Raw genomic sequence first — 25625 nt, 5'->3', positions numbered from 1 at the left:
CTGTATGCGGCGATTAATGGAGGACGACAAAGGGATAGGAAGTGGTATGGCCGTCGTGCATCACTACCACGTGATAGACGCCGGGTGCGACGGCACCGACGTCCAGACCGTGCTTCGACGTACCGGCCGGCGCGTCGAACGTCCGTGCCTCCACGACGTCGTTACCGTACCGGTCGATACAGCGCATGGTCACCGTCCCGGCTGCCGGCATGGAAAGGTCCACGCTGGCCGTACTCCCCACGGGATTCGGGGCGATGCCCGTGATCGCGGCAACGGACCTGTCGATGATACGTCGCGTCGGATCCGGATTGAGGATGCGCAGCAGACCATCGACGTAGTTCACCGTGACGGCCGAACCGAAGTCGACCTGCGTCGTATCGAAGACGAGGAACGAGCTGTCGACTTCCGCCAGCCCCGCCCAGCCCTTCAGGCGGGCGATCTCTCCATTGGCCGAGAAGTCGCTCGTGATACGGAAGCGTACGAGACGCCTGCCGTCGATGATATCCTGCGATAGTATCTCCGCGGAACCGTTCGGGACGGTGATCTCCCGTGCGAGGAAGAGACGCGGATTGACCGTGAAGGCACCTTCCAGGAACCGTTCACCCTTATAGCTCCAGTTCTCGACGAAGGTTGCCTCGATGGGTATTTCGGCGTCGCCACGCGGGTCGGCCGAAACGATGGGCATGCGCAACGACGTGGTGGACGAATACAGGGCGAGCTTGCATTCCGAGATGGATGCACACGGATCGAACGACAGCCCGACGGCCGCTTGCTTGCTCACCGCGCCGCCGTCGTACCTGATACGCAGACGCACGGAATCGTGCGACGGTATGGTCAGGGGCAGATTCGTGAGCACCGTGAACGGCTCACCGGTCATGACCGATGCCGACGTGATGACGACCGGATTGTCCGACCTGTTGGTGAGGACGATTTCACGCTCGGTGATTTCGGGAATGAAGGGCAGCACGGTGTGCGATATCTGGATGTCCGCACCCGAGCCACGGCCCGTCACGCGGGAGAGGGCCTGGACGTTCTTCTGTCCGGCATACTGGATGACGATGTTGCTCGTATCGTAACCGCTGCGGCGCGGACGGAATTCCACTTCCACTTCGAGCGTGCCTCCCGCCGGAATCACACTGTCCTGGATGGCCTGCACGATGCGGAACTGCGACTGCAGTCCCTGCTCCATGAAGATCGTGTTGATCGTGACCGGTTCCGGGTCGTTGTTGCGGATCATCGCCAGCGTGCGCGTCTTGCCCTGGCCTACGCATACGTCACCGAAGTCTGCCATGTCGGCAAGGATGGACAGATCGCGATTCAGCGACTGCAGCTCGATCGGTATCGCCGCCGTGGTACCGCACCACGTGATACGTAGCGTATCGACGAGCAGTCCGGTGTCGAGGGGCGCGGAGCGCAGCTTCAGACGGAAGCACTCGCCGGGCTGGATCGTATCGCCATCGATCGCATCGACCAGCGAAACCCAGACCTTCCTGTCCATTTGCGCCCATTCCACGACGAGGGGCACGCCACTGACGTTGCAGACGTTGGCGGTCACGACCGTGTCACGCGACGTACCGATGAGTTGCCGGCGGATCACGATGGGCTTGATGTCGAGGCGGATGGGAACGATACTGAAGGTCGTATCGGAGACGTCGTCTTCGGGAGTGATGAAGGATCGGCGCAGCAGGTTCCTGGTACGGTCCATGGAGCTCGTGACGAGGGTCTTGCCGTCCGGACTGAATTCCATGTCCGTGACCTGCTCCGAATGTCCATCGCTGATCTGATCGACGGTCGTATCGGCCGCGTTGTCGTAGACGAGGAACTTCGGAGAGAGGCCGAAGCCCATGGCCAGATATCCGTCGTTGGCGCTGAAGGACAGACCGGAAATGCTCGATCCCACTTCACGGTAGAACATCCGTGCGATGGCCGGCCTCGTCATGTCGTAGACGTAGGTCATCTGGTCACGCGGTACGGATCCGGGTGCCGCCGTCTCTCCTCCGAGGCCGGCGAAGCGTCCCGACTGCGACACGCTGAGCTTGGTGATGATGGAGAAGCGATCGTCGGCGAAGCCCGTGTTGATGCGTGATTGTTGGGTACCGCCGGGGATGGTGAGCCGTACGAGGTCACCGTTCATCAGCATGAGGTCGAGATAGCCTCCGCGTACGCCGCCTGCCGTGATCGGAGCGTTGAGATTCAGCGGGGGCAGCTCACCGAGCGTAGCTGCGTCGTAGACGAGGATACGGGCCGCCAGCACGGGGATGACGTAGATGCCCGTTCCGGAAGGATCGCAGCCGATGTCGCGTGCACGGGCGCCGCCCGGCAGATCCACCGAGAGCACGGGCGCTTCCTGCCCCGCATCGAAGCGGAGCAACTGATCCGTCGAGGTCGGCCTGTTCAGCGACGCGACGAAGGAACGCGTCGTACCGACGTAGGCGAGTCCCGTGATGCTCTGCTGCGCACCCGTCATCGAAGCCTTGTAGGTCCCGATGCGCTGGCCGGTCTGGACATTCCATTCGTAGATCGTTCCGTTGACGTGCGCACTCAGCAGTCTGCTGCCATCGTGATTGAAGGCGATGTTCGATACGGCCACGGTGTCGCCGTAGAGCCACATCTCGTCATTGGACTGGAACTTCTGCAGCACGCGGATACGGGCCTTGTCGCTGAGAACGGTAGGCACCTTCCATACGAGCGTGGAGTCGAGCGTGGAGTCGATGGCATTCCATGTCCTGCCGTCATCCGTCGTGTACTCCACCGTGGAGAGGAAACCCTTCATGGCGCCCTTCCACGTGATGTCGACGAGCTGACACGGCGTGAACTGTTCACCACCGTTCGGATGGGTCACGGTGAGGAGCTTGGTGCGTTCGTATGGCGGACGGTTGGCGGTCAGGAGGATGCTCTTCATCTGACCACCGTTGTAGTAGATGGTCAGCAGATCGACGACCGGGTCGCTGGTCTTCGGAGCGAAGATGAGATCGTAGCGATAGTCCCACGGGGACATGATCATCCGCGGCGGCGGTTCCGTACCGGCTACGGGATGGCCTCTCCATACGATCCGGAAATTGTCCGTGCGCGTCTTTATCGAATCGAGCTTCACGGGGATTTCGTTGCCCTTCGCATCCTTGGGTACGAACAGGGCCACGAGCTTCAGCTTGAGCAGTACTTCGTTGCCGGGCTCGACATGACCGAAGATGATCTGGTTGGGAAGATTCCGTCCCGCACTGTCCCGCAGGAACAGCCCGTACGATGTCGCCGCCACGGTCGGAGAGACACTGCCCATCTCGCCGTCCTTCGTCACGTAGATGATGGGACGGAACGTCGAATTCCACAGCCACTCCACACGATGCACTCCGCCACCCTCGTCGGCAACCGTCGTGGGCATCACGGCATCGCGGCCCTCACGGATGACGACGTCACGGGTCTTCAGTGACAGCGGCGTGCTGCCCTGGCGGACGCGGATCTTGGCGATGACCGTGGGGAATGCGGAGATGGCATCGACCGTGGAGCCATCGGGAAAAGGGACGAGTGTAACGTTCACCTGGGCTGCAGCGGTGGCAACCCCAATCAGGGCAAGGACTAACGATACTATGACGCCACGGCACGACGACCGGATGCGGTCAATGAATTGGGACATGGTCTTGGATCTGGAAGTCGGAAGTACCTGCAAGGAGGCGAACATGGACGCTATAGTTACACATATCGTGCAAGGAAGTCGACCACGACGGGGTCGCGGGACGCCTTCAGACCGTCCACCGTTCCTTCATATTGCACCTTGCCGCCTTCGAGCATCACCACGTGATCGGCGATGTTGAACACGGAGAACATATCGTGGGTGATAACCACGGATGTCACATGCAGTTTGCCTGCGAGATCGCCGACGAGATCGTCGATCTGCTGCGACGTGATGGGATCGAGTCCCGTCGTGGGTTCGTCGTAGAAGATATAGGCCGGACTTCCCACCAGGGCCCGTGCCACGCCGACGCGCTTCCTCATACCGCCGGACAGATCGCTCGGCTTCTTGTCGCGCAGGATGCCGTATTCCTTCTCGTAGCCCTGTGAACCGGACTCGGAGAGATCCGGCAGGAGACCGACGGCCGACAGGACGCGCCGGGCCTCGCTGTCGAGCAGGGACGTATCCCGTTCACCATGCTCGACGAGGCTGATGACGACGTTGTCGAAGACCGACAGGGAGTCGAAGAGCGCCGCGCCCTGGAAGACGTAGCCGATGCGGCGGCGCATGTCGAAGATCTGTTCCGGACTAAGGTCGCGGATGTCCGTACCGTCGAGTACGACGGTACCGGCATCGGGACGAAGCAGGCCCACGATGTGTTTGAGCAGGACGCTCTTGCCGCAACCCGACCTGCCGATGATGCACGTCGTCTTGCCGGACGGAATCGTGAGATCGACACCCCGGAGTACGGCCTTGGGACCGAAGGATTTCGTAAGACCTTGTATCTGGATCATGGGATCGCCCGTCAGGCCGCGGATCGGTCGGCCATACGACGCTTGATCACGTCGACGGTACCGAGCGGAATGGCGGAGATGAGCCGTCGCGTATAATCCTGCTCCGGTGCGGCATAGATGCTCTGCGCCGTGCCCGTTTCCACGATCTTGCCCGCATTCATCACGGCGATACGGTCGGAGATGAACTTCACGACGCTGAGGTCGTGGGAGATGAAGATATAGGTGAGCTTGAACTCGTCGCGCAACTGGACCAGCAGGTTGAGCACCTGGGCCTGGACCGATACGTCGAGGGCGCTCACGGATTCGTCGCAGATCAGGAGCTTGGGCTTCAGCGCCAGGGCGCGGGCGATACAGATACGCTGACGCTGGCCGCCGGAGAATTCGTGCGGATAGTTGTTGAAGTGCCGAGGCAACAGGTTGACCTTGTCGAGGAGGTACTGGACCTGTTCCTTGCGCTCCCTGTCGTTGGCGCCGATGCCGTGGACGGACAACACTTCCATGATGGCGCTGCCGACGCTCAGACGCGGATTCAGCGACGAATAGGGATCCTGGAAGATGATCTGGAAGTCCCTGCGCATGGTCTTCAGGTCGGAGCCGGACAGAGCGCGGACGTTGTGTCCGTCGAACATCACGTCTCCACCGGTCGGCTCGACGAGGCGCAGGACGGCACGTCCCGTCGTCGTCTTGCCGCAACCCGACTCGCCTACCAGACCGAGCGTTTCACCGGGCTTGACGTCGAACGTGATGCCGTCGACGGCCTTGACGTAGCCCGTCGTCTTGCCGAAGAGGCCGGACTTGATCGGGAAGTGCACTTCGAGGTTCTTGACGTCGAGCAGCGGCCGCGTCGCGGCCAGCGATGCATTGCGCGCGTCGATTTCGGCACGTGAGAATTCGAGGTCGTGTACACGGGCGTCGACCGTTTCGTGCGACCGCTCGGTGATGATGCCATCGGCCGTTTCGTCCATGAAATCGCGGACGGTCGGAAGGATCTTGAGCTTCTTGTCGAGTCGTGGACGGCAGGCCAGCAGACCCTTCGTATACGGATGCTGCGGATCCTCGAAGATCTGCTGCACGGATCCCGTTTCGACGATGCGGCCCTTGTACATCACGATGACGTCGTCGGCGATTTCGGCGATGACGCCGAGATCGTGCGTGATGAACATCATGGACATGTCGTGGCGCTTCTGAAGGTCGCGCATGAGGTCGAGGATCGTGGCCTGGACCGTGACGTCGAGTGCCGTCGTGGGTTCGTCGGCGATCAGCAGGGACGGATTGCAGGACATGGCCATGGCGATCATCACACGCTGCTTCTGTCCGCCCGACAGTTGATGAGGGTAACTCTTCATCATCGATTCTGGTCGGGGCAACTGCACTTCCTTGAGGAGCTGAAGGGTACGTGCGGCGGCTTCGTCCTTGCTCACGTGCTGATGCAGGCGGATGGCCTCGATGATCTGGTCGCCACAGGTGAAGACGGGGTTGAGCGACGTCATCGGCTCCTGGAAGATCATGGCGATGCGGTTGCCGCGATAGCCGCGCATCTCGTCTTCCGGAATCTTCAGCAGGTCCTTCACTCCATGCTGTTCATGGAACAGCACCTGGCCTCCCGTGATCCGTCCCGGAGGATCCGGAACGAGACGCATCACCGAAAGGCTGGTGACGGACTTTCCGGACCCCGACTCACCGACGATGCCGAGGGTGCGTCCCTTGTGGACCGTGAAGCTGACGTCGTTCACGGCCTTGACGTTGTAGATATCGGACCGGAATTCGGTCACCAGGTTCTTGACTTCCAGCAACGGCGTCATGGACTCTCGGGGAGCAAATGGAAGAAGTCTGTCGAGTCCGGAAAATACGAATCCGGTGACGGACAGCGCATCACCGCGGCGTCATTTTGAGCGCCTTGCTCACTTCACGCCGGAGATAGATGTTGGCGATCACACGCCCCACCACCATGGCCAGGGCCGCGGCCATGGCACCGGGCAGATCGAACAGCCACAACGTGAGGATCATGGTGGCCGCGATGCAGCTCACCTCCGTGATGGTACTCCAGGTGACGGCGACGTTACGCCGCGCGGTGATGAGGACGGCCCGCTGCAGGGAATACAGCACGGACAGCATGGGCAGGAGGATGAGAATCATCGTCGGCTCCACCGCGAAGTCGGCCAGCTCCGGCTTGAGGCCGTAGACGCCCGCATAGATGACCTCGCTCAGGGGCGTGAACGCCACGAGCCCGAGGGCCACCGTCGTCCCCACGATGATCATCACGCCCACCTTGCGGATGGCCGTATAGTGCCTGTTCCCCTCGCCGAGGAGGGCGATGCCCACTTCCTGATAGGAGAAGCCGAAGGAACGGAAGAGGAAGACGAAGGAGTCGACGACGGGCAGAACGGCCAGGGATTCCACGGGAAGGCGTGCCCGGCCCATGAAGAAGGCGAGCATCGGTGTCACGACGAAGCCCACGATGGACGTAAGGGCCAGGGGCATGTAGAAGCGCAGGATGTCCCGCGTCGTGGGTGGCGGAGCGCATGCCGCCGGGTCCTGCCTGCGCAGCGCCCTCAGCGTACTGCGCGCCATCCAGCGTGTGGCCCAGGCTTCGAGGATCACACCGCTCGTGAGGCTGACCGTACCGATGACGACGCCATCGAAAGGAGAGAACAGCACGAGGACCGACGCCGAGAAGGCCATCGTGAACAGTCGTACGACGGTTCCGTAGGCCACCCGTCGCGTGAAGCCGTTGCGTATCAGCAGACCCTGATAGAACCGGCGATAGCCGATGGCGGCCGGCCACGGAATCATGCAGACGAGACCCCGGTACATCAGCCTGCTGACTTCGTCGGGAATCCGGATGACCTGATGGACGATCAGATCGTAGACCGGAGGAATGCAGACGACGATCATGCCCACGGTGACGATGATGTTGATACGGCGCGTGAATGCACGCAACGCCTCGACGGCCAGACGGTCCTTCGCGAGAGCGACGGACGTACTCAGCAGCATGATGACCGGCGCCTCGATGAACATGGCCAGGGCGACGGCCACGCCATAGGCAGCGAGATTGTACATCGGAACGTCCAGGCGTGCGATGACGGACGTAAGGATGGGGCTCTCGACGGCCATCATGAGCCACGTCGCGCATAGTGGTATCCAGAAACGGAGAATCGTCGACGTGGTCAGGGAAGGTTCCGACGTTGTGCTGCTCATGATGCAAACTTATCTTGGGGAATGTTCTATACCGATACGCAGCGTGCCCCGAAGAGCATGAAGGTCCTCTTCTACGTCGTGATGGCCGTGGTGGTCCTGGTGCCAACCGCCATCCACGTCATGCTCCTGGTCTCGGGTGAAGATTCCGGTGGGCCGTTGTGGCCGGTCCTGCTCGTGACCGTCAGCGTGCCGCTGCTCCTGTCGCTCCTCTTCGGTCGCTCCACGCTCACGGTGGGAATCGACGACGACGGCGTGAGCGTTCGCTTCCGTCCCTTCCATCGCCGCCCCCGAAGGTTCGCATGGGACGAAATAGAACGCATCGCAGTGCGGAAGGTGAGTCCGCTGGGCGAGTTCGGCGGCTGGGGGATCCGCTACGGCTGGGGCCGCAAGACGGGTTACGTATGGAACGGCGTGGAAGGTGTCGCGCTGTCGCTGCGCAACGGCAGGACCATCGTCATCACGGTGAAGAACGGCGAAGCGGTACGTGCGGCCTTCCGTGAGGCCGGACATCCGGCAGCATGATGACGACATCTCGGTCCGTCCACCTTTCATATACACAGCACCTGCCGAAGGCATATGTCTCGCGGACCAGCAAGGTTCTTCTTGCATGCGCGTTCCTGCCGATATCCATCTCCATCGTCCGGTTCCTTACACTGGACGGGGATCCGATAGGGCTCCTGCTCCCGTCTGTCATGTTCGGCGGCTTCGCCTGGATAGCTATCGCCCGGCTTCGCAGCTACACCATGATGGCTCATCATCAATGATGTCGGCATCGACGTACGTTTCACGGACGGCACGGGCGGACCGGCCCAACTGTTCCGGTGGGACGAGATCGGATCCATCGTCGTACGACCGATCGATATCAAACGAGAGTTCGGCAGGCCGGGCCCGCACCTCGACTACAGGGTCAACCTCTTCAAGGGTCCCCGCCTTCGCGGCCGCAAATTCAGCTACGTATGCGACGGCACCGAACTCCGTACGCGTGACGGACGGATCGCCATCATCACCGTTGCCGACGGCAAGGCCGTGCGGAACGTACTGGAGGCCCTGGGACACCCGGCGAGCTGAGGGGTGCCCTGGCGTTATCCGGATGTAATCCACGTAGTAACACAACGGTAACCGAACCATTACGGCATCGCCAAACTGTCGTAACGGGCCATGGATAGTTTCGCGGCGCTGCACGCAAACACCATCCATTTTCAAGGCCCTTTCAAATGAAACGTTCGCTTCTCGCGATCGGTGCCCTCGCCGCCATCACCACGGCCACGCAGGCACAAGACTTCCCGGTCAGCATCCAGCCGGTAACCATGATTCCCTACCTTCAGGGCCGCGTCGTCGTTCCGCCGTCGCCCCTGAAGTACCAGAACATCTTCGTCGGCGGTGTCGATACCGTCCAGACCTCCGCCATCAACGACAAGCCGGCCGGCAAGGCCGTCGCCAAGCAGTGGCACGACTACATCGGCTATGCTCCGGCCGACGACGCCCTGGGCTACGTCGTCGTCAACCACGAAATGGTCGCCAAGGACGATGCCATCGGTGACGGTGGCGGGATGACGATGTTCAAGCTCGGCAAGAAGGCAGACGGTACGCTCGAAGTGCTCAACCAGACGCTCTCGGATGGCCGTACGGGCAAGTTCTTCAACGTCGACTTCGTGAACACGGTCGGCGAAACGGGTATGAACTGCGGTGGCGTCTCCTGGAACGGTCGCATCTGGACGGCTGAGGAATGGTATCAGACGAGCAATGCCGGCATCAACTCCAAGGGCGAAGGTATCCGCGACACGACGGATTTCACCATCGGTGCCAAGCAACCGTCCGGCTTCCCCGCCCTCGACGGAACGAAGATCAAGAAGTACCAGAACATGAACTGGATGGTCGAGATCAATCCGAAGGAAGCCAAGGCCGTCCGCAAGCAATACAACTGGGGACGCCAGGGCTTCGAAGGTGGCGTGGTGATGTCCGACCAGAAGACGGTCTATCTCTCCGAAGACGGTGCCGCCGGCCAGTCCCTCTTCACGAAGTTCGTCGCCGACGAACCCGGTGACTTCACGAAGGGCAAGCTCTACTTCTACAAGCAGAACCCCGGTCAGTTCACGGGCACGTGGGTGCAGGTCCCCAATGACCTCCCCGCCAACTGGAACATCATGGTGGCTCCGCACCAATGGGCCAAGACGCAAGGCATCACGGGCTTCACGCGCCTGGAGTGGACGGCGCTGAACAAGACGACGGGCAAGATCTACATCACGGAAACGGGTGTCGACAAGCCGGGCTCCAACTACAAGAAGGCCCTGGCCGATGGCTGGACGCTTCCGAAGCACACGACGGACCGCGCAGCCGCACAAGGCGTGAGCGTCGACAGCTCCGCATACTGGGACTACTACGGCCGCGTCCTCGAATTCGATCCGTCCGATAACTCCGTACGCTCCTACATCGAAGGCGGTCCGTTCGTCGAAACCAAGGATGCCACGCCGGACAAGTATCCCGCGAAGCACCTCTCCAACCCCGACGGTCTCGGCTTCCTCTACGTCAACGGCAAGACCTACATGGTCATCGAAGAAGACCTCAACGGCCTCACGATGGGTCGTATGCCCAACACGGCAATGGGTGGAACGAACTGCGAAGCATGGCTGCTCGACATGTCGAAAACGCCGTCGGTCGACAACCTCTATCGCCTCGCCATCTCTCCCTACGGTTCGGAAATCACCGGCTTCGCGAGCCTCGATGACGGCAACACGGTACTGATCAACGCCCAGCACCCGGACAACGTGGCCATCACGGATGCCGCTTCGAAGAACTCGCTCACGTTCTCCATCTCGGGCCTGAAGCAACTCGTGTCCGGTATCGAGCACGAAGGCAACGGCAGCGAACAAGGTCCGGCCGAAATCCGCATCTATCCGAACCCGACGTCGCGTGAGATTCGCTTCAGCACGGCCATCGACGCAGCTCTCTACAACGCCCAGGGCGAACGTGTACGCGTCGTACGCGACAGCGAATCGATCGACATCCGCGACCTCGCCTCCGGTACCTACTACGTGATGACGACCGACGGCAAGACCCATCAGGTCGTCGTCCAGAAGTAATCGGACGTCGTCGGTCCATAGACATCAGGGCGACAAGGACCGGTGGAATCCCCACCGGTCCTTTCGCGTTTTCGACACCAGCACCATCGACTTCCATGAAGACGTTCCTCACCCTCCTCGCCACCTTCGTATGCACTGCCCTCCTGACGGCATGGCTGTCGCCGGACTATCAGAAACTGCGGCGCGAACGCCTCAATGCATGGATCGCCGCCTCATGCGACAGTGTGACCTCCGCCATGACGACATTCCGGACGGCCTGCGACGGCATCAGGTCCGATGCGGATCTCGTCGACGCCCGTTCGGCCTACGAAGCGGCGCGCCGGTCGTACAAGCGTCTCGAGCCACTGGCGGAATATCTCGACAACGGCTTCGTGGCACAGTTCGTCAACGGTGCTCCCCTGCCACGCCTCGATCAGAAGTCACAATACGTCGACATCCTCGGACCGCAGGGATTCCAGATCATCGATGAACTACTGCATGCCGACGACAGTACGGCGATGCGCACACTCACGGAACTGCGCGACAAGGTCCATACGCTCTGCGGCAACATGCCCGACCTTCTGCTCGAACTGCGTGGCACGCGGTGGACGGACCGCATGATGATCGAAGCATGCCGCTCCGCCGTGGTCCGTATCTCGTCGATGGGAATCGTGGCCTTCGACCGCCCGGCATCCGAACCGTCGATGGAAGACGACATCGTGCCGCTCACGACGATCATGACGATCTCCGACGGCTTCCGCGCACAGCTCGAATCCCGCACACTCGCGGAACGTCATCGGAAGATCGCCGCCCTCGTCGACAAGGGCATCGCCGATCTGCGCCATGCCGCATTCGACGATTTCGACCGCATCGCCTTCCTGCGCGACGTGATGGATCCGCTCTACGGTGCATTGCTCGACGTACAGACAGATCTCGGCATCGAGTTCATCACGGAAGTGAGTCCCTTCCCGCCCGCGGTGAATCCGCGCGGACGTTCGATGTTCGCTACCGACTTCTTCAACCCGCTCAAGAGTACGGGCCTGCAGAGGGATCACGTTTCGGCGGACCTCGTCGAGCTCGGGCGCACACTCTTCTTCGATCCCATTCTGTCTTCCACCAACGAACGCGCCTGCGCCTCATGCCATCAACCCGAGCGCGGGTTCACGGACGGTCATGCGAAGAGCGTGGCCCTCGGCCACGATGGAACCATCGACCGCAACGCACCCACGATGATCAACGCCGTCTTCGCACGGAGATTCTTCTACGACCTACGCGCCAACCGCATCAACGACGTGATCTCACATGTGGTGACCAACGAACGTGAATTCGGAAGCACGCTGATCGACATGATAGGCCGCCTCCGCGAGAGCTCCGAATACGAAGCGATGTTCGGGAAGGCCTTCCCCAACGAACGGAACGGCGCCATCGACGTGGCCAACGTCGGCATGGCCATCGCCGCCTATCTCTCGTCCCTCGTATCCTTCGACTCACCCGTCGACCGCTACGTGCGTGGCGAGGCCATCGACCTCGATCCCGCCGTGAAACGTGGCTTCAATCTCTTCATGGGCCGTGCGGCCTGCGGAACGTGTCACTTCGCTCCGTCGTTCGCGGGCTACGTCCCGCCGTCCTTCACCGACAGCGAATCGGAGATTCTCGGCGTTCCTTCCAGACCCGACACCATGAATGCGATCCTCGATGCGGACAAGGGACGTGCGGCAGGTATCCTGCGCGAGCAGAGCGTCATCTACGCCAACTCGTTCAAGACGCCGACGATCCGCAACATCGCACTCACCGCTCCCTACATGCACAACGGCGCCTACACCACGCTCGACCAGATCGTCCAGTTCTACGATCTCGGCGGTGGCCGGGGTATCGGCATCGATCATCCGTATCAGACGCTTGCGCCGGACCGCATCAATCTCACGAACAAGGACTATCAGGATATGATCGCCTTCATGAGGGCGATCACGGATACGACCGGTCTGACGCGACGTCCGGCACGCCTGCCCCGCGTGGATCGCAACCGTGCCCTCGATCAGCGGCGGGTGGGCGGCGATTACTGACATGATCCGTTCGCTTGCCCTGCTCCCGCTCTTCCTGTCGTTCCTGCTCCCCCTGACCGCCGGCGAGGTACCGACGTTCACACAGCACGTGGCGCCGATCCTCATGCGCAACTGTGTGCCGTGTCATCGGCAGGATGGCGCCGGGCCGTTTCCACTGACGTCGTTCGAGGACGTGCGGAAGCGCGCGTCGATGGTAGCCTACGTGACGGAGGACCGTTATATGCCTCCCCAGCGCAACGATCCGTCGTATCGCTCCTTCGCTCACGAACGACGCCTCACCGATGCCGAGATCAGGACGATCGGTGCATGGGTGGAAGGTGGTATGGTCGAAGGCCCGGCGCGCGCGATGCCGCCGGTACCGCCGTTCCCCGATGGTTCGATGCTGCTCGGACGTCCGACCGTCACGCTGTCCATGCGCTCCGACGTTCCTATTCCCGGTACGAACAGACAGACGTACATCTGCTATGCGATACCGTTCGAGTTCGATCGCGAACAGTACATGCGAGGTATCGACTACCTCCCGGGCAACCGCAAGCTGTCCCACCATGCGAGCTATCAGATCCTCGAAGTGGCACCGGACGTTTCGCTGCACGATATACCCGAGTACTTCATGTACCGCGATTCTCAATTCGTAGACGATATACACGATTATCGTTTCTTCGGCCTCGTGTCGCCGACGTACGGTCCTCCGCGCGAAGTCTTCCACGCAGGATGGCTTCCCGGGATGTCGCCGCTCATCTTTCCCGACGGCATAGGGTTCCGTCTTCCACGACGCGGAGTGCTGCTCATCCGCAATCTTCACTATGCCCCCACGCCCGTCGCCGCATCGGACCGTGCCCGCATCAACATGTATGCCGGCAGGAAGGAGCCCCGCACGATCGTCTTCGCCGCATTCAAACCTGCGTTGAAGTCCGAGGCCGACGACGTGATCAGGGCCGGCAGCACGGTGACGCACCACATCTTCGCACGTATCCATGACGACGTCAGTGCCCTGACGATCAATCCGCACATGCACCTGCTCGGACGCTCCTTCCGGGTATGGGTCGAAACGCCGAAGGGAGATACGATTCCTCTCGTCGACGTTCCCGACTGGGACTTCAACTGGCAGGAGTTCTACCGCTTCAAACGCCCCATCCGCATTCCGGCCGGAAGCGTTCTCAATGCCGTGGCAACCTTCGACAACACTGCAGGCAATCCGCACAATCCCTTCCATCCTCCACGCGACATTCCGTTCGAAGGAAGTATGGACGACAGCAACGAAATGATGCGCCTCGTCCTGCTCCTGCTGCCCTATCGCAAGGGAGATGAGAACATCGACCTTGAACGTCCGCTTCGTTAACTTGCCGCCTTCATCGAACGACCATCAGAAGGTATCCGGGGGAACGTCATGCGCTCACTACTGCTCTGCATCCTCGCCGTCATCGGCCTGCGCCTCCAGGCAGCCGACACCGTCCGTATCTGTTCCTACAACACACTGAAGTATTCGGCAGCCAACGAGGATGGCCGGATTCCGAAGTTCGCGCGTATCATGGACAGCATCAGGCCGGACATTCTCATCTGTGAAGAGGTGGAGGATGCGTCGCTCGGACCGCGATTCATCACGGACGTGCTGACCTACGCCCCGTTCGCGTCGTCGCAGTTCACGGATGGCCCGGATTCCGACTGCATGCTGCTCTACGACCAGCAGAAGTTCTCGTTGATCGATACGCGCTACATCGCGACGGAGCTGCGGAACATCGCCGAGTATACGCTGGAGACCATTCCGTCGAACGGCCTGCGTCCGGATACGCTCGTCATCTACGGCATGCACCTCAAGGCATCGGACGACGCACAGAGCATCGCCCAGCGTCAGCGTGAAGTGCGTACGCTGATGCAGAACATCACCACGCATTCGTACGTCGTTCTGTGCGGAGACTTCAACATCTACGGTCCGACCGAAGCGTCCTACGTTGATCTCACCGGAACGTCCGCGACGCGCCGGTTCGTCGATCCCCTCGGATCCGCGTGGAAGCGCAATTCCACGGAATGGCTGCGATACTACACACAGGCCACACGGTCGACCGGCGATGGCGCCTGCGGCGGTGGGGTGGGAGGTGGGCTGGATGATCGCTTCGACTACATCCTGCTGAGCGAAGCACTGGCACCGCGCCACGTGAACGGCAGCTACAGGGCCTTCGGGAACGACGGACTCGACAGGAGGAACGGCACGATCGTCGATCCTCCCAATACGGCCGTACCACGGGAGATGGCAGAAGACCTCCGTTGTGCATCCGATCATCTCCCGATCGTATGCAGACTCGTTCTCGGCGACGTCGGTGCGTCCGTCGACGAAGAGAGGGTGGCGGCGCCGTCGATCTCCGTCGACAGCAACCGCCTCACGCTACGCGGCCTCACGGCAGGCCGTACCTACAGTATCCTCGACGTACGTGGCCGTACCCTCATCGCCCGCTACGTGAAAACCAGTGTCGAGACGTGGGATATCTCGCGTCTGTCGAACGGCTCCTACGTGCTCCATGACGGTCACGCAGGAACGGTGTTCACAGTGGTGCGGTAACTTCCACACCCATACGGAACCAGCGCGACGGCATGGGCACGAAGCCCGTTTCGATCCACGTCGTGTTCCAGAGATTGCTCGCTTCCGCGACGACGCGCACGATGTCGAACTGCTTCCATATCCGTGCGTCTCCGATGACGTTGGCCTTCGGATCCACCACCCGCTCCTGGGCGCGAAGGAGGAAGGAGGCCTGGACGCCGATGCCGGGAATCGTCCACTGCGTTTCGAGGATGAACTGCCACCGAAGGTTGTCGGCGACGTATCGCGTTCGGGCATCGTTCAACGACGAGACGTCCTGGGCGTTGCCGCTCACGCGCAACAGCGTCAGCGGACTTTCACGAAGTGTCTTCGTGACGAGCCAGCGCACGCCGAGTTCACCGCCCGTGACGCGGACGGACGTGAAGTTCTGGGCCTGCCACGGCAGTGAATCGCCGCGGAAGACGTAGTCGATGAGATCGTTCGACGAGCGATTGTATGCCGCGCCGGAGAGAATGACGTCGCCGATCATCAGCGAGGTACCGAGTTCGGCCGTCACGGACGTTTCCGGCTTCAGCGCAGGATTACCGACGGTGACCGGATCCTTGTAATAGAGGTCCGTATAGGTCGGAATACGCATGTTCCTGTTGACCGTGGCATAGACGCGCGATCCCGGCGCGATGAGATAGGACACGTCGACGCCGCCGACAATGCCCGGCACGCGGTCGCTGTAGAAGACCGTCCCCACACCTGCACCTGCATAGAGTCTGTCCGTGATGGACACGGCATGTTCGAGGGACAGACTACCGCGCACACGATCGAAGTTGCCGAGGTTCGTACTCTCGATCCTGTCCGATCCTCCCTCGAGAGCGAGCGTCGTGCGCCCGACTCCCGTCGACAGCGTCGTCTGGACATTGGCCGTCAACTGATCGGTCCTGTGGAGGTTGCGATAGAAGGCGGGATCGCTGCGCTTCAGCAGGAATTCGTCGCTGTTGATACGGTAGAGGGCCTGAGCGTTGACGGACAGGACGTCGGAGAGGTCCGTACGCGCCGTGGCACCGGCGAACCACGTCACCGTATGTTCCCACTGATCGGGGAAACGGTTGGAATAGTAGCCGTTCGCACCGAAGGCCTTGTTCACGACGCCACCGGTGAGGGAGGCCTGCGTCGATCCTTCGGAGATCGAGCCCGTATAGAGTACGGACTGCATGTCGACGTCCGTCGAAGGCATGTAGCCGTTGGTCTTCAGGTACTGTGCGCTGACGCGATGATCGACGATGCCCGTGGATGCACTCGCGCCCAGCCGTCCATCGGCCAGACCGAAGTCGCCACCCGTCGCCGAGGCGAACAGGCGGGACGGACCGCCGCGCTTCGTGATGATGTTCACCGCGCCGTCCATCGCACCCGTACCGAACAATCGCGAGCCGCCACCCTTGATCACCTCGATACGGTCGACTTCGTCGGCCAGTACGGGCAGGTTCAGCGAGTGGTGTCCCGTCTGGATGTCGTTCACGCGCAACCCGTTGAAGAGTACGGCGCTCTGTTCGAACGTACCTCCGCGCATGGAGAGATCGGCCTGGACGCCGAGGGGTCCGCGTTGACGGAGATCTATTCCCGGAAGGTAGGCCAGCGCTTCCTGCACGCTGCGTACGGGAAGGCGGGCGAGATCGGCGGACGTAAGCACTTCCACCGTACGCGGTACACGGTCCATGTCGATCGTCGTGCGTGCGGCACTGACGACAACGGACGGAGTGGTATAGGCAAGCGTATCGTTCTGTTGTTCGACGTTGTTGTCCTGGCGTCGCGGCTGCTGTTGCGCTGCGACGATCACCGGAAGGCAGAGCAGACCGGCGGACATGGAGAGGAGTGTTTTAGTATCCAAGGAGCCACGCAAATACTAGTGGTGCAACAATCGTAGCGTCGGACTCGATGATGAACTTCGGCGTATCGATTCCGAGCTTACCCCATGTGATCTTTTCATTAGGAACGGCGCCCGAATAGGAGCCGTACGACGTCGTGCTGTCCGAGATCTGGCAGAAGTAGGACCAGAACGGAATGTCTTCCATCTCCATGTCCTGGTACAGCATCGGCACGACGCAGATCGGGAAGTCGCCGGCGATGCCGCCACCGATCTGGAAGAAGCCGATGCCCTTGCCACCGGAATTCTCGATGTACCACCTGGCGAGCCACGTCATGTATTCGATACCACTCTTCATCACGCTCGGCTGGAGCTCACCCTTGATGCAGTAGGAAGCGAAGATGTTGCCCATCGTGGAATCTTCCCATCCGGGCACGATGATGGGCAGGTTCTTCTCGGCAGCCGCGATCATCCACGAATTCTTCGGATCGATTTCGTAGTACTGCTCCATCTCGCCGCTCAGGAGCATCTTGTACATGTACTCGTGCGGGAAGAACCGCTCGCCTGCATCCTGGGCCTGCTTCCACTGTTTGTGGATGTGCTTCTGGATACGGCGGAACGCTTCTTCTTCGGGAATGCAGGTATCGGTGACGCGGTTGAAGCCATGCTCGAGCAGATCCCATTCGTCCTGCGGGCTCAGGTCGCGGTAGTGCGGCACGCGCTTGTAGTGGGAATGGGCCACGAGGTTCATGATGTCCTCTTCGAGGTTCGCTCCCGTACAGGAGATGATCTGGACCTTGTCCTGGCGGATCATCTCTGCGAGCGTCTTCCCGAGCTCTGCTGTACTCATGGCACCGGCGAGCGTGATCATCATCTTGCCGCCTTCTGCGAGATGACGTTCGTATCCCTTGGCCGCGTCGACCAGGGCCGCTGCATTGAAGTGCAGGTACTGTTCTTCCATGAATCGTGAAATCGGACCACGTTGCATCGGTTTCTCCTCCTGTCGGTATGATTGGCGGAGCGCAAAACTACATGAAACCCCTTACTTTGCGGTATGAATCCAGTACTGCGTCCGGCGGCCATCGCCGCCATCGTTCTCGCCGTGATCGCCGCCGCGGCAGCGCTCTACGTCCTGCACAGCATCCTGATTCCATTCGTCCTCGCAGGACTCCTTTCCATCCTCTTCCGCCCCCTGGTCAGCAAGTTGCGTTCATGGAAGTTTCCCATGGCCGTCTGCCTCGTGGTGGTGATGCTCATCGCTTCGGGGGCGCTGTGGGGTATCTATACGATCTCCGCTGCGGGCGTCAGCTCGGCCATCGAGAAGGCCCCGGTCTACCAGCAGCGCCTCGCCGACCTGAACGTGCAGATGAACGGTATGCTGCAACGGATGTCGTTCCAGATGACGGGGCGCTCGTCGGCCCTGCGCTGGGATACCATGCTCGACATGCAGACGATCACGTCGGCGGCCACCAGCACGGTGGGTAGCGTCGTCTCGTTCCTCGGTGACGGTTTCCTCGTGCTGCTCTATCTCGTCTTCATGATCTCGTCAAGCGAACTGTTCTCGAAGAAACTGCAGGCGGCCGCAGGATCGATGGGGTCCATGGACCTCGTCCAGATCTACGATACGGTGAACAGGAAGGTGTTGCAGTATCTGCGCGTCAAGACGCTCTTCAACCTGGTGAACGGTCTTATCGTATGGGCCGTGATGGCCATCTTCGATGTCGACTTCGCCCCCCTCGTCGGCCTGCTGGCATTTCTATTCCATTACATCCCGAACATCGGTTCGTTCATCACGACGGCACTGCCGGGAGCCATCGCCCTGGTGCAGACGGGATCGTTCGGCCATGCCGCCCTCGTCGTGGCCATCCTCATCGTCATCCAGAACGTCATCGGCAACGTCATCGAACCCAAGGTCATGGGCCAGAGCCTGGATCTCAGCCCGGTCGTCGTCCTCATCTCCCTCATCTTCTGGGGCTGGATGTGGGGCATCGTCGGCATGATCCTGTCCGTCCCCATCATGGCCGTGATCCAGACCATCCTGGATGCGATTCCGGGCACACGCCCCCTGGCCATTCTCATGGGCGGATCCGCACCCCGCACCGAGCCCGTCCCGAACGAATAGGATATTACTTACTTCTTGTTTTTGCCTTGATCTCGAACCCTGCTTGCTGAAGACGGCGTAATAGCAGCGAAGCAAGAGCAAGGTAGTCAAGGCATTCACCAGGTGAATCATGTATATCATACTCATGACCACGAGGATTTCGAATGGCAATAATAGAGCCTGCAAACAAGAACTTATATCCCTCCTGCTCGTCTCTTTCTGAGGTAGACGAGCATGCATTTAGCCTTATCGACGGTGATATTTCACTAAATGCCGTCATCATCAATTTCTTACCGCTCTCGCTCGAAGTGGACAGTTTCGCTACCTGTTTATCAATGAATTTGAAGGCTTCAAACGTGGCCTGTGTATAATGCCCGTTGTCGAATAGTTGACGCACATTCATCGGGAAACAAGGATGTATGTCCCTTGAATCAAATGGATGTATAATCGGAGTTAGTGAGCTATCCCCGTAACTCCAGCGTGCTACAGACCTAGCAATACTCTCAAATCGGATCAACATTTCAACTACTCAGGAGATTGTCACGGATACTTCTAAAGATCTTGTCGTACACGTCCTGGTCACCCGTAGTTGGGAGGTTAATCTCTACCCGGACTGCAAGACTAATATTCCCGTTGGTCGTACTGCCACCAGCTGGAAGAACTAGTGCGGGTGGAGTACTTCCCTCCATCTTAGATCCTACTTGCTTAGCCTTTGTTGCATAAGTACTTTTTTTTGCAGCAGTCTTTCGGGCTGGCAATTGCTTAGCATGTCCGGCATATGTAGCCAAAGCCTTGAAGGTACCCGCTTGGCGCTTGCCGACAAGTTCTGATGATTGATCTGTTTGACGAAAGAAGGTGATCAACTTGGAATCCTCAAGGTTCCATGCATCGTCTCCATGTAGTGAGAACAAACCTTCGTACGCTGACTTAATCATATCAGAGAATTGTCGTTCAAACTCACCGCTATCATGCAATGTGAATGTTCTCTGAGCTGCCTCTGTCCTTGCACCCTCATTATCAATCAACCTCAAATAACGTATTACGTTAAGAACGTAGCTTTCATTCTGGGGAGCGAATCCCAACTGCTTTAGCACTTCGGCTTTAAGGGTCTGCGGGAACGACTTCTTTAGATGATCAAATACCTGGATCAGCACTCCTGTTCCGCTTACGTATGGGTGTTTGTCTGCCATCTTCATCCTCACAAATAGTAGCAAAAAGATCTATAACGGATTACCATATTAACTATTTTATTCTATGGATAATACACTAATGTTGTCGACAAGTATGCCAACATCCCGTCCCATAATGGGTTAGCACGTCATTCACTCAACATGGTTAGAATTGCACTGGACTATTCTCCTCTCCATTCACTATTTTCGCGGCATGGACTTCATTCTCGACGACGCCACGGTACGGCACGGCGACATTCCCGCCCTTCAGAACGTATCGTGTTCCATTCCCGGCGGATCGTGTACGCTCCTCACGGGCCCTACGGGCTCCGGCAAGACGACGCTCCTGCGCCTGCTCTATGCCGACCTGCTGCCGAGTTCGGGCCACGTCGTCATCGACGGCGTCCCCACGACATCCATGAAACCTCCGGCCGTACGCGCCCTACGCCGCACGATCGGCATCGTGCAACAAGGCTGCCGTATGGTCGACGACTATACGGTGCACGACAACGTCCTCATGGCTCTGGCCATTCACGGCCATGACAAGGCTGACGCCAACCGGCGCTGCCTGGAAGTCCTTGCCGATCTCGACGTGAGCTATATCCGCAACAAGTTCCCAGGACAGCTCTCCGAAGGTGAACGGCACCTCGCAGCTCTTGCACGAGCCATCGCCGCACGTCCGGCCGTCCTCATCGCCGACGAACCGACGGGAGCGATGGACCGGGCCACGGCACTCGCCGTGTCCGCCAGACTGCGCACCCTCCACGAACAGGGCATCACCCTCGTCCTTTCGACGCACGGCATGGCCCTGACCGAGACGTTTCCCGATGCACGCCACCTCGCGCTGTCCGAAGGAATCCTGACAGTAAAAGAACCGTCCGCCGCTTGATATGTTGCGGCGCATGGGGATATTTGCCCCATGCCTACACCAACCCGGATCGCACTCGTCGGACATGGAGCGATGGGCCGTGAGATAGAACGGCTCGCTCCTCAGACGCCCTGTGCCATCACCCGTATCTACGACGAAGCGCGTCCCTTCGACGCCGCAACGGTCAATGATGACATCGACGTCGTCATCGACTTCACGCAACCCGATGCCGTACTCGCCACAGTGGAGACGGCAGCCCGACATGGCATCGACGTCGTCATCGGAACGACAGGATGGATGCAGCACATGGATAGGGTAAAGGGCATCTGCGACCGTCACGGCGTCGGCCTGATCCATGGTTCCAATTTCAGCGTCGGTGTGCAACTGTTCTTCCGTCTTGTTCGCGCGGCCTCCATCCTGGTGCAGGACGTGACCGAATACGACGTGATGATCCACGAATGGCATCACCGCCGCAAGAAGGACAGTCCGAGCGGTACGGCCCTCACGATGGCGGGCATCGTCCTCGACGAACTGGACAGGAAGACACGCATCGTGACCGATGCCATCAACGACACACCGATCGCAGCCGACATGCTGCACGTATCGTCGACACGCGGTGGCGAGATCGTCGGCAGGCACGTGCTGACGCTCGACTCGGCGGCGGACAGGATAGAACTCACCCACGACGCCAGGAACCGCAGCGGCTTCGCCCTCGGTGCGCTGCTGGCGGCCGAATGGATACACGGAAAAACCGGCGTATACGACTTTACCGACGTATTCCCCGAGATCATGAGCCAACGATGACACGACCTGCCCTTCTCCTCCCCCTCCTGCTCATCTGCCTGACGGCCGTGGCCGCCATTCCCCAGGAAGATCCGCCCGTGCTGAAGCTCGACCCTCCCGCCCTCGTCGTCGATGCCGACTCGGCCGGCTTCGTGGTGACGCGGGTGAGGTTCGTGAATACGGGCGGGGGTACCGCCACCGTGTCCAGCGTCACGGGCTCGTGCGGCTGCGCCTCGGCATCCGTCCAGCGCAATCATGCATCGGGCATCACCTATGGCGAACTGCGTCTCGGCATCAACGCACAGTCCTTCAAGGACTCGCTGAACAACGTCGACTTCACCGTCCACAGCAACGCCAGGAATTCACCCTCCGTCATACGCGTCGTCGTACGCAAGCACATCGCTGCAAAGGATACAACGCAATGAAACACTGGCTCGTGAAGACCGAACCCGAGACCTATTCCTGGGATCAGCTCGTGGCGGACAAGAAGACGCACTGGGATGGCGTACGGAACTATGCCGCGCGCAACAACCTGCGCGCCATGGAGAAGGGCGATTCCGTCCTGGTCTACCATTCCGGCGACGAACGTCAGGTAGTGGGCATCGCCACGGTCGTGAAGACGGCCTATCAGGATCCGACCACGGACGAGGATGCATGGGTGGCCGTGGATCTCAAGGCCGACAAGGCTCTGAAGGCACCGGTGACGCTGAAGGATATCAAGGCCGAGAAGCGTCTGGCCGACATCGCCCTGGTACGTCTCGGACGTCTGAGCGTCGTCGAGCTCACGAAGGCCGAATACGAGACGATCCTGCAGATGGGATCGTAGGGAGATCATGAATGGCACAAGGCCGACTCCCGCATGCGGGAGTCGGCCTTGTGCAGACAGTGTCTATGTCCGGTGCCGGAGCTTCACCCGCACCTATCGTTGCAATGCCTTCCTCAGATGCTCCACGTCCTGACGGATCTTCTTGTCCGTATCGATGTAGTTCAGGATCGTCTGGCACGAGTGCAGGACGGTCGTGTGATCACGCCCGCCGAAGTGCATCCCGATGCTCTTGAGGCTCATCTGCGTGAGCTGCTTGGCGAGATACATGCACATCTGGCGCGCGAGCACCACTTCATGTTTCCGTGTCTTCGCCGAGAGCAGGGCTACGTCCTGGTTGTAGAAACCGGCCACTTCCTGCTTGATGTCTTCGATCGTCAGCGTACGTGACGACGGCGAGTTCGTGACGCCGCGCACCACTTCCTTCGCCAGTTCGAGCGTCAGCTCACGTGAATCGAGCGACACCTTCGCGAGCAGGGAGATGAGGCAGCCTTCGAGTTCGCGGACGCTGCTGGAGACGTGGCGCGCCACGTATTCCAGGATATCGCCCGGCATGTCCATGCCCTCTTCCATGCTCTTCTGCTGGAGGATGGCCATGCGCGTCTCGAAGTCCGGCGGCTGGATGTCTGCCGTGAGGCCCCACTGGAAGCGGGAGATCAGGCGCTCGTCGACGTCCGCGAGGTCCTTCGGCTGCTTGTCGCTCGTGAGGATGAGCTGCTTGCCGGCCTGGTGCAGGGCGTTGAACGTATGGAAGAACATGTCCTGCGTCTTTTCCTTGCCGCCGAGGAACTGGATATCGTCCACGATCAGCACGTCGACGCTGCGGTAGAAGTTCGTGAAGTCCGCCACCTTGTTGGTCTGGATGGCGTTGATGTACTCCATCGTGAACTTCTCGGAATTCGTGTAGAGTACCTTGGCATTGCGGTTGCGTTGCAGGACCCTGTTTCCGATGGCCTGGACGAGGTGGGTCTTGCCCAGTCCCGTCGGACCGTAGATCACGAGCGGATTGTAGCGTGTCTTGCCTGGATTGTCGGCTACGGCCATGCCGGCCGACGTAGCGAGCTGGTTGTTCTCGCCGCGGATGAAGTTGTCGAACGTATAGCGCGGATTGAAGAACGTGGGATAGTGGGCGGCGTTGGCCGGCTGCCTGGCCGGTGCCGCCGCTCCTGCTGCATGCTGTTGCTCGCCGAAGGGCAGCGCGGGCTGTGACGGCGTGGCACGGAAGGCCGGAAGCTTGATCGTACGTTGTTCCGGCGAACCTTCACCATCGTCGACGATGACCTGATACTGCAACTTCGCCTTGGCACCCAGAACCTTCTGGATGGTCTTCTTCAGCAGCGAAGCATAGTGTTCCTCGATCCATTCGAAGAAGAACTGACTCGGTACTTCGACGGTGAGCTGCACTCCATCCCACTTCGCCGGGCGGATCTGCTCGAACCATGTCTTGAAAACCTGCTGGGAGACGTTGTCGCGGATGATCTGCAAACACTGAGCCCAGAGGGTCTCTGCGTTGTTCGACCCTCCGGTGGACGCTGCACGAGGCATGTCCTGCGCCGGTGTTTGTTGAACGTTCGGTGTCGATGTGGCGAACAAGTTAAGCGTCTCGGTCTTTTTCACCCAACCATACCCTCCGAGGAATCGCTTCCACAATAATCGTTGTTTTCGGATGCCGTGACGTCGACGTTCCCCTCATGTGCGAACACCGATCCTGCTACGGCTTCCCCGTGTATCAGGGGGTGCAAATTTGTCCACCCATGGAGGTTATCCACAAGGGAAAAAGTTGGTCGATGTGAAATTATTTCGCTTGCTTTTTTGTCATGCATCGTAACAAAAATGAATTCCAACGAGTTCGGGGATTTTGCGAGACTGGGCATGTGGTAGGGTCCTTCGATAGCCGCATCATTCCGTATCTTCGCGGCCCGGCAGTATACGATGATTCAGCATGAATGACACCGTTGAAGAGACGCGAAGCAGCGCGGCGGAGATGAGTTTCTTCGGCCACCTCGAAGAGTTGCGTTCGCGACTGTTCAAGACGGTGGCAGGGATTCTCGTTGCCTGTATCGGTACGGGCTACTTCCGGGAAGAGATCATGAACAAGCTTCTGCTCGGCCCGGCCGTACGCCACGGTATCTCGCTGCAGAATCTGGAACCGTTCGGACAGGCCTTCCTCTACTTCAAGGTCATCTTCTTCACGGGGTTGATCGCGTCCTCGCCGTGGATCCTGTTCCAGATATGGAGCTTCGTGGCTCCCGGACTGTACCTGCACGAGCGCCGATGGGCAAGGACGATCACCGTCCTCACCTCATTGTGCTTCCTGATGGGGGTGTCCTTCGCCTACTTCCTGCTGATTCCCAGCATGATGTCGTACATCAAGGCCGTGGCGAATCCCAACATCCAGGACAACATCTCGACAAGCTCCTACTTCTCGTTCTTCGTCAACATGCTGCTGGCCTCCGGCCTGATCTTCGAACTGCCGATGGTGACGTGGGTACTCGCCCGCATCGGTATGGTGTCGCCTGCCCTCATGAGCAAGTACCGACGCCACTCCATCATCGTCATCCTGATCATCGCAGCCATCGTCACGCCCACGCCCGATCCCGTCACGCAGTTGATGGTAGCCGTACCGCTCTACATCCTGTACGAGATCAGCGTCGTGATCGCACGCTTTGCCTACAAACGCCGGGACGAAGAGCCCGCTACTCCCTGAACCCT

21 protein-coding genes are annotated in these 25625 nt (G+C 60.0%); 11 read left to right on the top strand and 10 right to left on the bottom strand.

The features are described 5' to 3' along the window. Positions 1–13: 13 nt before the first annotated feature. From BGO89_04790 to BGO89_04775, 4 genes are all read right to left on the bottom strand, one after another. On the bottom strand, positions 14–3535 hold the full coding sequence (locus BGO89_04790; protein ID OJX60884.1) for a hypothetical protein: 3522 nt from the start codon (positions 3533–3535) through the stop codon (positions 14–16). A 152-nt stretch (positions 3536–3687) separates the two neighbouring features. After that, positions 3688–4461 (bottom strand): hypothetical protein, encoded by a 774-nt coding sequence (locus BGO89_04785; protein ID OJX60883.1) that lies wholly within the window; start codon positions 4459–4461, stop codon positions 3688–3690. A gap of 11 nt (positions 4462–4472) precedes the next feature. After that, positions 4473–6263: an ABC transporter ATP-binding protein gene (locus tag BGO89_04780; GenBank protein ID OJX60882.1), complete on the bottom strand. Its 1791-nt coding sequence runs from the start codon at positions 6261–6263 to the stop codon at positions 4473–4475. 70 nt (positions 6264–6333) lie between these two features. Further along, positions 6334–7659, bottom strand: a complete 1326-nt coding sequence (locus BGO89_04775) for a hypothetical protein (GenBank protein OJX60881.1) — start codon at positions 7657–7659, stop codon at positions 6334–6336. A gap of 21 nt (positions 7660–7680) precedes the next feature. On the opposite strand from BGO89_04775, the gene BGO89_04770 reads away from it, so the two are divergent. Next, complete coding sequence (locus BGO89_04770) at positions 7681–8181, top strand: hypothetical protein (GenBank protein ID OJX60880.1); 501 nt, start codon at positions 7681–7683, stop codon at positions 8179–8181. 195 nt (positions 8182–8376) lie between these two features. Here the strand turns inward: BGO89_04770 and BGO89_04765 are convergent, their stop codons facing one another. Beyond that, the gene (locus tag BGO89_04765; protein OJX60879.1) at positions 8377–8856 is read right to left on the bottom strand and encodes a hypothetical protein; all 480 of its coding nucleotides are present in this window, start codon (positions 8854–8856) and stop codon (positions 8377–8379) included. A gap of 17 nt (positions 8857–8873) precedes the next feature. On the opposite strand from BGO89_04765, the gene BGO89_04760 reads away from it, so the two are divergent. From BGO89_04760 to BGO89_04745, 4 genes are all read left to right on the top strand, one after another. Next, on the top strand, positions 8874–10739 hold the full coding sequence (locus BGO89_04760; GenBank protein ID OJX60878.1) for a hypothetical protein: 1866 nt from the start codon (positions 8874–8876) through the stop codon (positions 10737–10739). A gap of 95 nt (positions 10740–10834) precedes the next feature. Beyond that, positions 10835–12781, top strand: a complete 1947-nt coding sequence (locus BGO89_04755) for a hypothetical protein (protein OJX60877.1) — start codon at positions 10835–10837, stop codon at positions 12779–12781. A gap of 1 nt (position 12782) precedes the next feature. Beyond that, the gene (locus tag BGO89_04750; GenBank protein ID OJX60876.1) at positions 12783–14120 is read left to right on the top strand and encodes a hypothetical protein; all 1338 of its coding nucleotides are present in this window, start codon (positions 12783–12785) and stop codon (positions 14118–14120) included. A 48-nt stretch (positions 14121–14168) separates the two neighbouring features. Continuing rightward, entirely contained in the window at positions 14169–15335 is a 1167-nt protein-coding gene (locus tag BGO89_04745; GenBank protein ID OJX60875.1) for a hypothetical protein, read from the top strand. On the opposite strand, the gene BGO89_04740 is transcribed toward BGO89_04745, so the two are convergent. Next, complete coding sequence (locus BGO89_04740; protein OJX60874.1) at positions 15319–17169, bottom strand: hypothetical protein; 1851 nt, start codon at positions 17167–17169, stop codon at positions 15319–15321. The two genes, BGO89_04745 and BGO89_04740, sit on opposite strands and share 17 nt — an antisense overlap. Before the next feature lie 13 nt (positions 17170–17182). After that, a complete protein-coding gene (locus BGO89_04735) occupies positions 17183–18157 on the bottom strand; it encodes a deoxyhypusine synthase (protein ID OJX60873.1) in 975 nt (324 codons plus the stop codon). A 66-nt stretch (positions 18158–18223) separates the two neighbouring features. Between BGO89_04735 and BGO89_04730 the strand changes: the two genes are divergently transcribed. After that, the gene (locus BGO89_04730) at positions 18224–19291 is read left to right on the top strand and encodes a hypothetical protein (protein ID OJX60872.1); all 1068 of its coding nucleotides are present in this window, start codon (positions 18224–18226) and stop codon (positions 19289–19291) included. A gap of 4 nt (positions 19292–19295) precedes the next feature. On the opposite strand, the gene BGO89_04725 is transcribed toward BGO89_04730, so the two are convergent. Continuing rightward, positions 19296–19790: a TIGR02391 family protein gene (locus BGO89_04725; protein ID OJX60871.1), complete on the bottom strand. Its 495-nt coding sequence runs from the start codon at positions 19788–19790 to the stop codon at positions 19296–19298. A gap of 1 nt (position 19791) precedes the next feature. Beyond that, complete coding sequence (locus BGO89_04720) at positions 19792–20460, bottom strand: hypothetical protein (GenBank protein ID OJX60977.1); 669 nt, start codon at positions 20458–20460, stop codon at positions 19792–19794. Between the two features lie 193 nt (positions 20461–20653). On the opposite strand from BGO89_04720, the gene BGO89_04715 reads away from it, so the two are divergent. From BGO89_04715 to BGO89_04700, 4 genes are read left to right on the top strand one after another with little or no spacing between them, the layout of a single operon-like run. Beyond that, positions 20654–21328: a hypothetical protein gene (locus BGO89_04715; protein ID OJX60870.1), complete on the top strand. Its 675-nt coding sequence runs from the start codon at positions 20654–20656 to the stop codon at positions 21326–21328. 30 nt (positions 21329–21358) lie between these two features. Then, a complete protein-coding gene (locus BGO89_04710) occupies positions 21359–22111 on the top strand; it encodes a 4-hydroxy-tetrahydrodipicolinate reductase (protein ID OJX60869.1) in 753 nt (250 codons plus the stop codon). Continuing rightward, positions 22108–22515, top strand: coding sequence for a hypothetical protein (locus BGO89_04705; GenBank protein OJX60868.1), 408 nt, complete (start codon positions 22108–22110; stop codon positions 22513–22515). The genes BGO89_04710 and BGO89_04705 overlap by 4 nt, the downstream gene beginning before the upstream one ends. Further along, a complete protein-coding gene (locus BGO89_04700; protein OJX60867.1) occupies positions 22512–22916 on the top strand; it encodes a ubiquinol-cytochrome C reductase in 405 nt (134 codons plus the stop codon). Before BGO89_04705 ends, BGO89_04700 begins: the two co-directional genes overlap by 4 nt. Positions 22917–23009: 93 nt before the next feature. Here BGO89_04700 and BGO89_04695 read toward each other — a convergent pair whose 3' ends face one another. Further along, positions 23010–24458: a hypothetical protein gene (locus BGO89_04695; protein ID OJX60866.1), complete on the bottom strand. Its 1449-nt coding sequence runs from the start codon at positions 24456–24458 to the stop codon at positions 23010–23012. A gap of 439 nt (positions 24459–24897) precedes the next feature. Between BGO89_04695 and BGO89_04690 the strand changes: the two genes are divergently transcribed. Further along, positions 24898–25620: a twin arginine-targeting protein translocase TatC gene (locus BGO89_04690; GenBank protein ID OJX60865.1), complete on the top strand. Its 723-nt coding sequence runs from the start codon at positions 24898–24900 to the stop codon at positions 25618–25620. Positions 25621–25625 lie beyond the last annotated feature (5 nt).

The organism is Candidatus Kapaibacterium thiocyanatum (assembly GCA_001899175.1).
Taxonomy (GTDB): domain Bacteria; phylum Bacteroidota; class Ignavibacteria; order Kapaibacteriales; family Kapaibacteriaceae; genus Kapaibacterium; species Kapaibacterium thiocyanatum.
This window is presented reverse-complemented; position numbering and strand designations above follow the sequence as displayed.